Origin of the sequence: Acidovorax sp. Leaf73 (assembly GCF_916855635.1) — a bacterium.
Classification (GTDB): Bacteria; Pseudomonadota; Gammaproteobacteria; order Burkholderiales; family Burkholderiaceae_C; genus Acidovorax; species Acidovorax facilis.
Genome location: NZ_CAKASI010000002.1, coordinates 501,927 through 516,400, shown reverse-complemented (window position 1 = coordinate 516,400; position 14,474 = coordinate 501,927). Strand labels below are relative to the sequence as shown.

The 14,474-nt window shown below is 65.7% G+C and carries 10 protein-coding genes; 9 read left to right on the top strand and 1 reads right to left on the bottom strand.

The genetic code is table 11. The features are described 5' to 3' along the window. Positions 1-32: 32 nt before the first annotated feature. On the top strand, positions 33-1,811 hold the full coding sequence (gene uraD / locus LPA35_RS08730) for a 2-oxo-4-hydroxy-4-carboxy-5-ureidoimidazoline decarboxylase (RefSeq protein ID WP_228896507.1): 1,779 nt from the start codon (positions 33-35) through the stop codon (positions 1,809-1,811). Then, entirely contained in the window at positions 1,808-3,043 is a 1,236-nt protein-coding gene (locus tag LPA35_RS08725) for an ArgE/DapE family deacylase (protein WP_228896504.1), read from the top strand. Before uraD ends, LPA35_RS08725 begins: the two co-directional genes overlap by 4 nt. Positions 3,044-3,103: 60 nt before the next feature. Here the strand turns inward: LPA35_RS08725 and LPA35_RS08720 are convergent, their stop codons facing one another. Further along, positions 3,104-4,444 carry a glycerate kinase gene (locus tag LPA35_RS08720; RefSeq protein ID WP_228896503.1) on the bottom strand — a complete coding sequence of 447 codons (1,341 nt, stop codon included), beginning with the start codon at positions 4,442-4,444 and terminating at the stop codon, positions 3,104-3,106. A 220-nt stretch (positions 4,445-4,664) separates the two neighbouring features. On the opposite strand from LPA35_RS08720, the gene LPA35_RS08715 reads away from it, so the two are divergent. The 7 genes from LPA35_RS08715 (at position 4,665) to LPA35_RS08685 (ending at position 14,237) form a co-directional block, all read left to right on the top strand. Next, on the top strand, positions 4,665-5,993 hold the full coding sequence (locus LPA35_RS08715; protein ID WP_055394897.1) for a C4-dicarboxylate transporter DctA: 1,329 nt from the start codon (positions 4,665-4,667) through the stop codon (positions 5,991-5,993). Then, positions 5,990-6,694, top strand: a complete 705-nt coding sequence (locus tag LPA35_RS08710; protein WP_055394866.1) for a GntR family transcriptional regulator — start codon at positions 5,990-5,992, stop codon at positions 6,692-6,694. Before LPA35_RS08715 ends, LPA35_RS08710 begins: the two co-directional genes overlap by 4 nt. A gap of 200 nt (positions 6,695-6,894) precedes the next feature. Next, positions 6,895-8,382: a nucleobase:cation symporter-2 family protein gene (locus LPA35_RS08705; protein ID WP_121505617.1), complete on the top strand. Its 1,488-nt coding sequence runs from the start codon at positions 6,895-6,897 to the stop codon at positions 8,380-8,382. A gap of 449 nt (positions 8,383-8,831) precedes the next feature. Continuing rightward, positions 8,832-11,138: an NADP-dependent malic enzyme gene (locus LPA35_RS08700; protein WP_228896502.1), complete on the top strand. Its 2,307-nt coding sequence runs from the start codon at positions 8,832-8,834 to the stop codon at positions 11,136-11,138. A 293-nt stretch (positions 11,139-11,431) separates the two neighbouring features. Next, positions 11,432-12,463: an ABC transporter substrate-binding protein gene (locus tag LPA35_RS08695; RefSeq protein WP_228896500.1), complete on the top strand. Its 1,032-nt coding sequence runs from the start codon at positions 11,432-11,434 to the stop codon at positions 12,461-12,463. A 163-nt stretch (positions 12,464-12,626) separates the two neighbouring features. Further along, entirely contained in the window at positions 12,627-13,451 is an 825-nt protein-coding gene (locus tag LPA35_RS08690) for an ABC transporter ATP-binding protein (protein ID WP_121943596.1), read from the top strand. 18 nt (positions 13,452-13,469) lie between these two features. Beyond that, positions 13,470-14,237 (top strand): ABC transporter permease, encoded by a 768-nt coding sequence (locus tag LPA35_RS08685; protein ID WP_055394856.1) that lies wholly within the window; start codon positions 13,470-13,472, stop codon positions 14,235-14,237. The last annotated feature ends 237 nt before the right edge of the window (positions 14,238-14,474 follow it).

Here is a 14,474-nt window from a genome sequence, read left to right as displayed (position 1 = left end):
GCGCAAGTAGCTCACTTTTTTGAAGCACCACCATGCCACTGACCCTGGAACAACTCAACGCCGCCAGCCCCGCCGAGGCCTTGGCGCTGCTGGACGGGCTGTACGAACACTCGCCCTGGTTTGCCGAGCAGGCCCTGGCGCAGCGGCCCTTCCGAACGCTGGCGCACCTGAAGCACGCGCTGGCGCAGGTGGTGCGCACTGCCGAGCTGGACGCCCAGCTGGGTCTGATCCGCGCCCACCCCGAGTTGGCGGGCAAAGCCATGGTGGCGAAAAACCTCACGGCCGAATCCACCAACGAGCAAAGCACGGCGGGCCTGACCCACTGCACGCCCGAGGAGTTCGAGCGCATCCAGCAACTCAACGCGGCCTACAACGAGCGCTTCGGCTTCCCGTTCATCCTCGCCGTGCGCGGGCCGCGCGGCACGGGCCTGCCCAAGCGGGAGATCATCGACACCTTTGCGCGGCGCCTGGACAACCACCCCGAGTTCGAACTGGCCGAGGCCCTGCGCAACATCCACCGCATTGCCGAGATTCGCCTGAACGACAAGTTCGCCGCCGAGCCCGTGCTGGGCAACGACGTGTGGGACTGGCAGGAAAAACTGGCCGAACACTCGGACCCCGGCTTTGCCGAAAAAGGCCAGCTCACCGTCACCTACCTCACCGACGCGCACCGCGCCTGCGCACAGCGCATCAGCCACTGGATGCGCGACTGCGGCTTTGACGAGGTGGAGATCGACGCCGTGGGCAACGTGGTGGGCCGCTACCACCCGGCGGCCACAGGCGCACGCTACCTCATGACCGGCAGCCACTACGACACCGTGCGCAACGGCGGCAAATACGACGGCCGCCTGGGCATCTTCGTGCCCATGGCCTGCGTGCGCGAGTTGCACCGCTCCGGCAAGCGTCTGCCCTTCGGCATCGAGGTGGTGGGTTTTGCCGAAGAGGAAGGCCAGCGCTACAAGGCCACCTTCCTGGGCTCGGGCGCGCTCATTGGCGACTTCAACCCCGCCTGGCTCGACCAGAAGGACGTGGATGGTGTGACCATGCGCGCGGCCATGCAGCATGCAGGCTTGTGCATTGATGACATCCCCAAGCTGCAGCGCGACCCGGCGCAGTACCTGGGTTTCATCGAGGTGCACATCGAGCAAGGCCCCGTGCTCAACGAGCTGGACCTGCCCCTGGGCGTGGTCACCTCCATCAACGGCAGCGTGCGTTTTCTGTGCGAGATGATCGGCACCGCCAGCCACGCGGGCACCACCCCCATGGACCGCCGCCGCGACGCGGCCGTGGCCGTGGCGGAGCTGGCGCTGTATGTGGAGCAGCGCGCCGCGCAAGATGGCGACTCGGTGGGCACCATCGGCCAGCTGCAGGTGCCCGCTGGCTCCATCAACGTGGTGCCGGGGCGTTGCCTGTTTTCACTGGATCTGCGCGCCCCCACCGATGCCCAGCGCGATGCGCTGGTGAGCGATGTGAAAGAGCAGCTCGCCCACATCGCGGCCCGGCGTGGCCTGCGCTACACCCTGGAAGAATCCATGCGCGCCGCCGCCGCGCCCAGTGCGCCCGCCTGGCAGCACCAGTGGGAGCGCGCCGTGGACACTCTGGGCGTGCCCGTGTTCCGCATGCCCAGCGGCGCGGGGCACGACGCGATGAAGCTGCACGAAATCATGCCCCAGGCCATGCTCTTTGTGCGCGGCCAGAACTCCGGCATCAGCCACAACCCGCTCGAATCCACCACCAACAACGACATGCAGCTGGCCGTGGACGCCTTCACCCAGGTGCTGCGCCAACTTGCCGAGGAACCACAACCATGACAACGAATAACAACTACGCCGCGCTGGACGCCTGGATCGACCAGCACTTCGACGAGGAAGTGCGCTTTCTGCAGGCCCTGGTGCGCGTGCCCACCGACACACCGCCTGGCAACAACGCCCCCCACGCCGAGCGCACTGCGGAGCTGTTGACCGAGTTCGGCTACACCGCCGAGAAGCACGCCGTTCCGGCCGCCGACGTGTTGGCCTATGGTATGGAGTCCATCACCAACCTCATCGTGCGCAGACCGTACGGCGACGGCGGCAAGACCATTGCCCTGAACGCCCACGGCGACGTGGTGCCCCCCGGCGAAGGCTGGACACACGACCCCTATGGCGCCGAGATCGTGGATGGCGCCATGTATGGCCGCGCCACTGCCGTGAGCAAGAGCGACTTTGCATCGTTCACCTTTGCCGTGCGCGCCCTGGAAGCCGTGGCCAAGCCCACGAAAGGCGCGGTCGAGCTGCACTTCACCTACGACGAAGAGTTTGGCGGCGAGCTGGGCCCCGGATGGCTGCTTCAAAAGGGGCTGACGAAGCCCGATCTGATGATTGCCGCAGGCTTCAGCTACGAAGTGGTCACCGCCCACAACGGCTGCCTGCAAATGGAAGTGACCGTGCACGGCAAGATGGCCCACGCCGCCGTGCCGCACACCGGCGTGGACGCGCTGCAGGGCGCGGTGCACATCCTGAACGCGCTGTACGCACAGAACGACGAATACAAGAAGGTCACGTCCAACGTCACCGGCATCAAGCACCCCTACCTGAACGTGGGCCGCATCGAAGGCGGCACCAACACCAATGTCGTGCCCGGCAAGGTGATGTTCAAGCTCGACCGCCGCATGATCCCTGAAGAGAACCCGGTGGAAGTCGAAGCCGCCATCCGCCGCATCATTGAGCAGGCTGCGGGCGAACGCGCTGGCATCAGCGTGGAGATCAAGCGCCTGCTGCTGGCCAACGCCATGACCCCGCTGGCGGGCAATGCACCGTTGGTCGAGGCGATCCAGAAACACGCCCAGGCCGTGCTGGGCGAGCCCGTGCCCGCCGTGGGCACGCCGCTGTACACCGACGTGCGCCTGTATGTGGAGCGCGGCATCCCCGGCGTGATCTACGGGGCCGGGCCACGTACGGTGCTCGAATCCCACGCCAAGCGCGCCGACGAGCGACTGCAGCTGGAAGACCTGCGCCGTGCGACCAAGGTGATTGCGCGGGCGCTGTGCGATCTCCTGGCGTGAACTGTCAGGCAGAACTTGGGGGAAATTAGCCTCTAGCGCTTATCCATCAAGCGCTTGCAGCTACAAAATCAATAGCACACGGAAATCATTCACATTGGTGTGGGTAGGCCCCGTCACCACCAGATCCCCCAGGGGCTCAAAGAAGCCATAGGCGTCGTTGCGGTCCAGGTGGGCTGCGATGCGCAGGCCCGCCGCCTCGGCCCGCGCCAGCGTGTCGGGCGCCACGCGGGCACCCGCGTTGTCCTCCACGCCATCGATGCCGTCGGTGTCTGCGGCCAGCGCCCACACACCCGGCTGCCCCTGCAACGCCTGCGCCAGGCCCAGGCAGAACTCGCCCGCGCGGCCACCCCGCCCCCGGGGTGTGCTTGGCGGCTGTGGGCGTACCGTCACGGTCGTCTCGCCGCCCGACAGGATCACGCACGGCCTTGTGAAGGGCTGACCATGCCGCGCCACGCCCCGCGCCAGCGCGGCGTGCACCTTGCCCACCTCGCGCGATTCGCCTTCGATTTCGTCCGACAGGATGTGCGCCTGCACACCCGCCGCCCGCGCGGCCTCGGCCGCAGCTTCCAGCGACTGCTGGGGCGTGGCGGTCATGTGCACCACATGGTGGGCAAACACAGCGTCGCCGGGCTTCGGGGTTTCCAGCGTGCCCGCTTCGAGGGCTGAGCGCACTGCAGTGGGCACCTCGATGCGGTAGCGGTCCAGGATCGCCAGCGCATCAGTGCAGGTGGTGGCGTCAGGCACCGTGGGGCCGCTGGCAATGACCGAAGGGTCGTCCCCCGGCACATCGCTGATGGTGAGCGTGACCACCCGCGCAGGCGCGCAGGCCGCCGCCAGCCGCCCGCCCTTGATGCGCGAGAGGTGCTTTCGCACACAGTTCATTTCGTCGATGGCAGCGCCGCTTTCGAGCAGCGCCTTGTTGATGCGCTGCTTGTCCTCCAGCGTGAGGCCGTCGCCCGGGAGCGTGAGCAGGGCGGAGCCCCCGCCCGAGATGAGGCACAGCACGAGGTCGTTTTCAGTCAGACCCTGCGTCAGCGCCAGGATGCGCTGCGCAGCAGCCAGGCCCGCCGCATCGGGCACGGGGTGGGCGGCCTCAACCACTTCGATGCGCTGCGCCAGGCCTTGCGGCCGGGGCGGTGTGTGGTGGTAACGCGTGACCACCAGCCCCGACAAGGGTGCATCCGCAGGCCACAGTGCTTCGACGGCCTGCGCCATGGCGCCGCCCGCCTTGCCAGCACCCAGCACCAGCGTGCGGCCTCCGCTTTCGCGGCTGGGCGGCGGGGGCAAAAAGGCTGCAGTGTTGTGCAGCGGCAGCGCGCGGCGCACGGCAACACCGTAGAGATATTCGAGGAATTCGCCGCTCTGGCGAATGGGGTCCGGCACGGTGGGGGGGGTGGTCATGAATGGTCGTCTCCGCGAGCGATTGTGCGGGCACGGCCAGGGCATGACCGTGCGCAGAAGTCAAAACTACTTCAACCCAGCCCCCGGCGGCATGACGCGGTGGCGACGCGGTTACCACGCGCAGCGCGGGATAACCCCATGTTCTGGCCTGCAACTGTTGTCTACAGTTCTTGTATGCAAGATTGACCAACAGTATCGCCTTCCTATCCAAAGGGTTTACATGCTCCGCTTCCTCAACTCATTGTTTGGCCGGGTGGTCCTGGCCTTGATTGCTGGCGTGGCCATCGGGCTGCTCTGGCCCGACACGGCCGTGCAGCTCAAGCCGCTGGGCGATGGTTTCATCAAGCTCATCAAGATGCTGATCCCGCTCATCGTCTTTTGTGTGGTGGTTCACGGCATCGCGGGCACGGGCGACCTGAAGCGTGTGGGCCGCGTGGGCATCAAGTCGCTGATCTACTTCGAGGTGGTCACCACCATCGCGCTGGTGCTGGGCCTGGCGCTCGCGTTCTGGTTTGAACCCGGTGTGGGCATGAATGTGGACCCGAAGGCGCTCGACCCCAAGGCGATGGGCGCCTATGCAGACAACGCCAGCAAGCTCACGGGTGGCGGCTTCAGCGACTTTTTGCTCAAGCTCATCCCCACCACCGCCGTGAGCGCCTTCGCCAATGGCGATGTGCTGCAGGTGCTGCTGTTCTCCATCGTCTTTGGCTGCGCGCTGGCGTTGATGGGCGAGCGCGGCGCGCGCGTCACCAGCCTCATCGAAGACCTGTCGCATGTGCTGTTCAAGACCATGGGCCTGATCATCAAGCTGGCGCCGCTGGGTGTGCTGGGCGCGATTGCGTTCACGGTGGGCAAGTACGGCATTGGCTCGCTCAAGCAGCTGGGCATGCTGGTGGTGCTGTTCTATGCGGCAGTGGCCATCTTCGTGGTGGTGGTGCTGGGCCTGATCATGCGGTTTTCGGGCTTCAGCCTGTTCAAGCTGCTGCGCTACCTGCGCGAGGAGCTGGCCGTGGTGTTTGCCACCACGTCGTCCGACAGCGTGCTGCCGCAGATCATGGCCAAGCTCAAGCACATGGGCATCCGCGACTCGACCGTGGGCCTGGTGATCCCCACGGGCTACTCGTTCAACCTGGACGCGTTCTCGATCTACATCACGCTGGCGGCCGTGTTCATCGCCCAGGCCACGAACACGCCCATCTCGATGGCCGACCTGCTGACCATCCTGGCGATCTCGCTGGTCACGTCCAAGGGCGCTCACGGTGTGCCGGGCTCGGCCATTGTGGTGCTGGCCGCCACGCTGCACGCAATCCCGGCCATCCCCGCCATCGGGCTGGTGCTGGTGCTGTCGGTGGACTGGTTCATGGGCATTGCCCGCGCCCTGGGCAACCTGATTGGCAACTGCGTGGCAACCGTGGCCATCGCGGCCTGGGAGGGCGACATCGACCGCGAGCGCGCACATGCCGTGCTGGACGGCCGCAGCACGCCGCCGCTGGCCCCCGAGGTCTCGCCAGAGATGGCGCCCCCGGTAGCGCCACAATCGGCCGCATGAGCATCAACCAGACCCAGATCGCCCAGCAGGTGGTGGAATCCATCCTTGCGCAAAAGCTCTCACCCGGCGAGCGCCTGGGCGAGCAGGAACTGGCCGACCTCTTCGGTGTGAGCCGTACCCTGGTGCGCGAGGCGCTCATGCAGCTGCAGGCCCGTGGTTTTGTCGAAGTGCGGCCACGCCGGGGCTGGTATGTGGTGGAGCCCACGGTGGAGGACGCTCGCGATGCGTTCTCGGCCCGGCGCATCATTGAGTCGGGCATCCTGGCCGATGCGGGCCGCCCGCTGCAGAGCGTGACCCGCCGCCTGCGGGCGCACATCGCCGAAGAACAGCAGGCCATCGAAGGTGCAGATGCCGCCACACGCGCCTTTCTGCTCGCAGACTTCCACGTCTGCCTGGCCGAGGCAATGGGACACCGCAGCCTGAGCGACATCCTGCGCGACCTCACGGCGCGCACCACTTTGGCGGCCTCGCTGTACCAGTCGCAGCACGCGGCCAGCCAGTCGTGCGCCGAACACGCCGCCATCGTCGAAGCGCTGGAAGCAGGCAACACCACGCTGGCCCGCGAACGCATGCTGGCCCACATCGGGCATGTGGAAGGCGCCCTCAACCCCGGCCAGCCGCTGGTGCGGGACCGGCTGCGTGAATCCCTCGCACCGCTGACCAGCCAACGCACCAAGGCGGCATCGACAGCCCTGAGCTAGCCCAAGCCGGTCGCGCCCCGGCCACAAACCTTCCCATCGCCTGCATCCACTGCAGGCGGGTATTTTGCTGCGCCCCTCTAAGGGTTTACCGGGATAAGCTCGTCCGGTCATTTTGTATACGATTTTTGTATGGACACTTGTGCACCATCCGGCTCAGGTGTCCCTTCCGTATTCATACCCCCAACCCCCGAAAGACTCGCATGAACCCGCCTGTACACCCCGTGGACGAACACCTACCTTTGGGGCGACTCACGGCGCTAGGCTTGCAGCATGTGCTGGTGATGTATGCGGGCGCTGTAGCGGTGCCGCTCATCGTGGGCCGCGCCCTCAACCTCACGCCCGATCAGGTTGCCAAGCTGATTTCGGCCGACCTGTTTGTATGCGGGCTGGTCACGCTGATCCAGGCGCTGGGCGCCTCGCGCTGGTTCGGCATTCAGCTGCCCGTGATGATGGGGGTGACCTTCGCATCGGTGGCGCCCATGGTCTCGATGGCGCAGACCACGGGCGGCACGGCCGGGGCCGGGCTTATCTTTGGCTCGGTGATTGGCGCGGGCGTGATTTCCATCCTGATCGCTCCGCTGGTCAGCCGCATGCTCCGGTTCTTCCCGCCGGTGGTCACGGGCACCATCATCGCGGTGATCGGCATCAGCCTGATGCGCGTGGGCATCAACTGGATCTTTGGCAACCCCGTGGGCCCCACGGCGCCCAGCGTGCCCAACCCCGAGCACCTCAAGTGGCTGGCCGATGCCCAAGCCGCTGCCGGAGCCCCCGGGTCTTCGCTGCCTCCGGTGCCCAAGGGCTTTGCGGTGGTGCCCACGGTGCCCAACCCCAAGTACGCGGACCTGACCGGCGTAGGCATCTCGGCCCTGGTGCTGCTGTCCATCCTGCTGATAGCCAAGTTCGCCAAGGGCTTCGTCGCCAACATCTCGGTGCTGTTGGGCATCGTGATCGGCGCAGTGGTGGCCGTGGGCATGGGACTGATGAACTTCGACAAGGTGGCCAAGGCACAGTGGTTTGACCTGGTGCTGCCGTTCGAGATTGCCAACCCTGTCTTCGACCCCATCCTGATCCTGACCATGACCCTGGTGATGATCGTGGTCATGATCGAATCCACCGGCATGTTCCTGGCCCTGGGGGAGATGACCGACCGCAAGGTGGACCAGGCGGCCCTCACGCGCGGCCTGCGCACCGACGGCCTGGGCACGCTGCTGGGTGGCATCTTCAACACCTTTCCGTACACCAGCTTCTCGCAGAACGTGGGGCTGGTCGCCGTCACCGGCGTCAAGAGCCGCTTTGTGTGCGTGGCCGGCGGCGTGATCCTGATCGTGCTGGGCGTGCTGCCCAAGATGGCCGCGCTGGTCGAGTCGCTGCCCACCATGGTGCTGGGCGGCGCGGGCCTGGTGATGTTCGGCATGGTGGCGGCCACAGGCATCCGCATTCTGGGCGGGGTGGACTTCAAGACCAACCGCTTCAACGCCATGATCGTGGCCGTATCCATCGGCGTGGGCATGGTGCCGCTGATCGCGCCCAACTTCCGCCAGTGGATGCCGCATGCCATCCACCCGCTGATCGAATCCGGTATCCTCCTGGCCTCGATCACGGCGGTGGCCCTGAACGTTTTCTTCAATGGCGCCAGCCGCGACACCTCCGCCGCTGTCAACGCCGCACGCCAGGCCGACGCCCACTAGCGTCCCGCTTGCACGCTGCCGAAAACCTGACACCGCCCGCGTGGCTCCGCCCCCTGTCCGCCATGGCTGCCAGGGGGTTTTGGCCTTAGAGCCTGTTCAAAGTCTTTTTGGAGATCGCATTGGAGTGCAATCGGGAGGAGTGGATGCGTCGGATGCGCCGCATGGGCTCATGCCCATGCAAGCAGCCGGGGCGTCCAATCGCCCGATTTCACTCCAACCCTGCGGGCAAGTGCCTTGCCGGGCGGTCTGCGGCGTTGCGGCGCTTGCCAATAGCACGGGCTATTGGCTGCACCCCGCGCCTTGCATCCCATCCCGGCAAGGGACTTGTGCGACTCCAAAAAGACTTCGAACAGGCTCTTATGCCGCATCCGCATAAACCTGCATGCCAGCCGCCCACGCCATCGGGTACCCTTGTTTTGCATTCCGCCGAGGACTTCCAGGATTTCCGTATGACACAGAACATTTCCGCCGCCGAACAGGCCCTGCGCGACGCTGCGCGCGAATACCACCGCAATCCCACCCGGGGCAAGATTTCGGTCACCCCCACCAAGCCGTTGTCCAACCAGCGCGACCTGTCGCTGGCCTACTCGCCAGGCGTGGCCTATCCGTGCCTGGACATCGCGGCCGACCCCTCCAAGGCGTTTGACTACACATCGCGCGGCAACCTGGTCGCGGTGATCACCAACGGCACGGCGGTGCTGGGCCTGGGCGACATCGGCCCACTGGCCAGCAAGCCGGTGATGGAAGGCAAGGGCTGCCTGTTCAAGAAGTTCGCGGGCGTCGATGTGTTCGACATCGAACTGGCCGAGCGCGACCCCGACAAGCTCATCGAGATCATTGCGGCGCTGGAGCCCACGCTGGGCGGCATCAACCTCGAAGACATCAAGGCGCCCGAGTGCTTCTACATCGAGCGCGAACTCAGCAAGCGCATGAACATCCCGGTGTTCCATGACGACCAGCACGGCACGGCCATCATCAGCAGCGCCGCGCTGCTCAACGGCCTGGAGCTGGTGGGCAAGCAGATCAGCGAGGTGAAGATTGCCGTCTCCGGCGCGGGCGCGGCCGCCATTGCCTGCCTGAACGTGATGGTGGGCCTGGGTGTGAAGATCGAGAACGTCTTTGTCTGCGACTCCAAGGGCGTGATCTACGAAGGCCGCCCCGGGGGCTACGATGAGTCGAAGGCGCGCTACGCGCAAAAGACCGACGCCCGCACGCTGGCCGATGCCGTCAACGGCGCCGACGTGTTCCTGGGCTGCTCGGCACCGGGCGTGCTCACGGCCGAGATGGTCAAGACCATGGGCCCCAAGCCCATCATCCTGGCACTGGCCAACCCCGAGCCCGAGATCCGCCCCGAACTGGCCAAGGCCGTGCGCCCCGACTGCATCATTGCCACGGGCCGCTCGGACTACCCCAACCAGGTCAACAACGTCCTGTGCTTCCCGTACATCTTCCGGGGCGCACTCGATTGCGGCGCCACCAAGATCACCGAAGCCATGAAGCTGGCCTGCGTGCGCCAGATCGCCGACCTGGCCAAGGCCGACATCAGCGAAGAAGTGGCCAGCGCCTATGCGGGCAAAGAGCTGACCTTTGGCCCCGACTACCTCATCCCTACACCGTTCGACTCGCGCCTGATCCTCAAGATTGCTCCCGCCGTGGCCAAGGCCGCAGCCGAATCGGGCGTGGCCACGCGCCCCATCGAAGACATGGAGGCCTACAAGGAAACGCTGTCGCGCTTCGTCTACCAGACCGGCATGCTGATGCGCCCCGTGATCATGGCTGCCAAGGCCCTGCCCGACGCGCAAAAGCGCGTGGCCTACGCCGACGGTGAAGACGAACGCGCCCTGCGTGCCGCGCAGATGGCCATCGACGACAAGATCGCGCAACCCATCCTCATTGGCCGCCCCGCCGTGATTGCTGCGCGCATCGCCAAGGCCGGCCTGCGCATGCAGCTGGGCAAGGATGTGGAGGTGTGCAACCCCGAGGACGACCCACGCTTCCGACAGTACTGGGAGCACTACCACCAGCTCATGAAGCGCAATGGCGCATCGCCCGAAGTGGCCAAGGCCGCCGTGCGCCGCTCCAACACCATCATTGCCTCGCTGATGGTCAAGCTGGGCGATGCCGACGCGATGATCTGCGGCCTGGTGGGGACGTATGAAACGCACCTGGAACGCATCCACAGCATCATCGGCCGCCAGGAAGGTGCCCACAACTACGCTGCCCTGAACGCGCTGATGACCAACCGGGGCACGCTGTTCATTGCCGACACCTACGTGAACGAAGACCCCACGGCACAGCAGCTGGCGGACATCGCCTGGATGTCGGTGCAAGAGGTGCAACGCTTTGGCATCCCACCCAAGGTCGCCTTCCTGTCGCACTCCAGCTATGGCTCGTCCAAGCGCGCATCGGCCCGCAAGATGCGCGAGGCGCGCGACCTGTTCGTGGCCGCCCACCCCGAGATCGAGTGTGACGGTGAGCTGCACGGCGATGCCGCGCTGGAGCCGAACATCCGCAACGCCTACATGGCGGATTCGACCCTGACGGACTCGGCCAACCTGCTGATCTGCCCCAACCTGGATGCTGCCAACATCCTCTACAACGTGCTCAAGACGACCACCAGCGGTGGCGTGACGGTGGGCCCCATCCTGATGGGTGCCGCTGCCACGGCCTACATCCTGACCCCGGCTGCCACCGTGCGCCGGGTGCTCAACATGACGGCCCTGGCCGTGGCCAGCGCTGCCGCCCGGCCACGCTGAGCGCGCTGTGCCGTGCTGACCGTGCGCAGTCCATGATCAGGCCTGCCCACACACCGTTGCAACGGGGCCCACGGGCCCCGTTTTTCATGGGCAAGCCAACCCCTCAACCGGCGCATGCACCATTTCGGGAAACCCAGCATGCTGACGTGCACCACTTCGGTGAACAATGGGGCGCAGCGAAACACCCGCGTACACAAACCGGGCATCGTTTTTGCTGACTGCAGGTGTATGGCCCCTGGATGGGGCCCATGCCTTCCCTCACCGCATTTCCCCTCGCCCGACAGGAGCCCCCGATGAAAAAGAGACTGTTCATGCAAACCGCTGCCGCCCTGGCCCTGATCGGCAGCACCTCACTGGCCCAGGCGCAGGCCACCACGCCCATCAAGTTCCAGCTCGACTGGCGCTTTGAAGGCCCCGCCGCGCTGTTCCTGCAGCCCGTGGCCAAGGGTTACTTCAAGGCCGCAGGCCTGGATGTGGCCGTGGATGCTGGCAACGGCTCGGGTGGTGCAGTGCAGCGCGTGGCCTCGGGCACGTACGACATGGGCTTTGCCGACCTGGCCGCCGTGATGGAGTTCCACGCCAACAACCCCGACGCGCAGAACAAGCCCGTGGCGGTGATGATGGTCTACAACAACACGCCGGCATCGGTCATGGCGCTGAAAAAGAGCGGCATCACCAAGCCCGCCGACCTGGCCGGCAAGAAGCTGGGCGCCCCCGTGTTCGACGCAGGCCGCCGCGCGTTCCCCATCTTCCAGAAGGCCAACGGCATTGGCGCTGTGACCTGGACGGCCATGGACCCGCCCCTGCGCGAAACCATGCTGGTGCGCGGCGATGTGGACGCCATCACCGGCTTCACCTTCACCTCGCTCCTGAACCTGGAAGCCCGTGGCGCCAAGGCCGCCGACGTGGTGGTGCTGCCCTATGCCGATTTCGGCGTTAAGCTCTATGGCAACGTGATCATCGCGTCTCCAAAGCTCATCAAGGAGAACCCGGCCGCCATCAAGGCGTTCCTGTCGGCCTTCACAAAGGGTGCCAAGGAAGTGATCGCCAACCCCGCAGCCGCCATCGAGCATGTGAAGGCACGCGACGGCATCGTGAACGTGCCGCTCGAAACCCGCCGCCTGCAACTGGCCATCGACACTGTCATCAACAGCCCCGACGCCCGCGCCGAAGGTTTTGGCCAAGCCAAGCCCGGCCGCCTGTCGCTGATGGCATCGCAGGTGTCGGACGCGTTCAACACCAAGACCCGCGTGAACGCCGACGATGTGTGGAACCCCAGCTTTCTGCCCAGCACGGCGGAGTTGAACATCCTGCCGAAGAAGTGACACCCCCTGAGTCGCTTCGCGCCTTCCCCCTCTCTCGACTCGCTGCGCGAGTCGGGAGGGGGACGCCCCCGGTGCGGCGGGGCGGCCCTTGCACGGGGGCGCTGGCCTGGGCCGCGCCCAGCATCAACCTCGGTGCACAAACACTACTCACTACGGACCTCTGATGCAGGCTGCCGATTCCTATTTTGTCGACTTCCGCGACGTCTGGCTCGCGTACAACGACGAGCTGCGCGCCAAGAACCAGTTTGCGGTGGAGGCCATCGACCTGCAGGTGCGCCAGGGCGAGTTCATCGCCATCGTGGGCCCCTCGGGCTGTGGCAAGTCCACCTTCATGAAGCTGGCCACCGGTCTGAAGATGCCCTCCATGGGCAAGATCCTCATCGATGGCCAACCCGTGACCGGGCCGCTCAAGGTCTCAGGCATGGCCTTCCAGGCGCCCTCGCTGCTGCCCTGGCGCACCACGGTGGACAACGTGTTGCTGCCGCTGGAGATCGTGGAGCCCTATCGCAGCAACTTCAAGCAAAAGCGCAAGGAGTACGAAGAACGCGCCCGCAAGCTGCTGCAGAAAGTGGGCCTCGCGGGCTACGAAGACAAGTTCCCCTGGCAGCTGTCGGGCGGCATGCAGCAACGCGCCAGCATCTGCCGCGCGCTGATCCACGAGCCCAAGATGCTGCTGCTGGACGAGCCGTTTGGCGCGCTCGACGCATTCACCCGCGAAGAGCTGTGGTGCATCCTGCGCGACCTGTGGACCGAGCAGCAGTTCAACGTGATCCTGGTCACGCACGACCTGCGCGAGTCGGTCTTTCTGGCCGACACGGTGTATGTGATGAGCAAGAGCCCCGGCCGGTTTGTGGTGCGCAAGGAGATCGAGCTGCCCCGCCCGCGCGACCTGGAGGTGACCTACACCAAGGAGTTCACCGACATCGTGCATGAACTGCGCGGCCACATCGGTGCCCTGCGAAAAGCAGGCGCGCCCATCCAGCAGTAACCCGAAGACCTTCCCACCATGCACAAGAAAACCGTAGAGCGCTGGTCCCCCTGGCTGCTGCTGACCGCCACCATTCTGCTGTGGCAAATCATCTGTTCGGCCTTCAGCGTCCCCGAATTTCTCTTCCCCAGCCCCTGGGTCATTGCCACGCAGCTGGTCGAGTTCAGCGGCGTGATCGCCGCACACGCTTGGCGCACCTACTGGGTCACGATGGCGGGCTTTGGCATTGCCATCGTGGTCGGCGTGCTGCTGGGTTTTGTGATCGGCAGTTCTCGCCTGGCCTATGCCGCCGTGTACCCGTTGATGACCGCCTTCAACGCGTTGCCCAAGGCGGCCTTTGTGCCCATCCTGGTGGTGTGGTTTGGCATTGGCGTGGGGCCTGCCATCCTCACGGCGTTTCTCATCAGCTTCTTCCCCATCATGGTCAACATCGCCACCGGCCTGGCCACCCTGGAGCCCGAGCTGGAAGACGTGCTGCGCGTGCTGGGCGCCAAGCGGTGGGACGTGCTGACCAAGGTGGGCCTGCCGCGATCCATGCCGTACTTCTACGGCTCGCTCAAGGTCGCCATCACGCTCGCGTTTGTGGGCACCACGGTGTCGGAGATGACCGCCGCCAACGAAGGCATCGGCTACCTGCTCATCAGCGCGGGCTCGTCCATGCAGATGGGCCTGGCCTTTGCGGGCCTGATGGTGGTGGGTGCGATGGCCATGGTGATGTACGAGCTGTTCAGCTGGATCGAAAAGCGCACCACAGGGTGGGCACACCGGGGTTCGCAAGGCGAGTAGGTAGGGTACATCCCCCTGAGTCGCCTTCCCCGTTCTCTCGAATCGCTGACGCGATTCGAGAGAACGGGGACACCGCCAGCGCGGCGGGGCGGACCTTGCGCGGCGGTTCTCGACCAGGCCGCGCCGGTTTCGACGATTGCGCTCCTTGCCAGTGCAAAGGATGCGCCGGCACTTCCTCTTCAGAAGCAATGGGCCGTATTTCCCGCGCTGCCAAAACGCCGCCGATATACTGCCCGC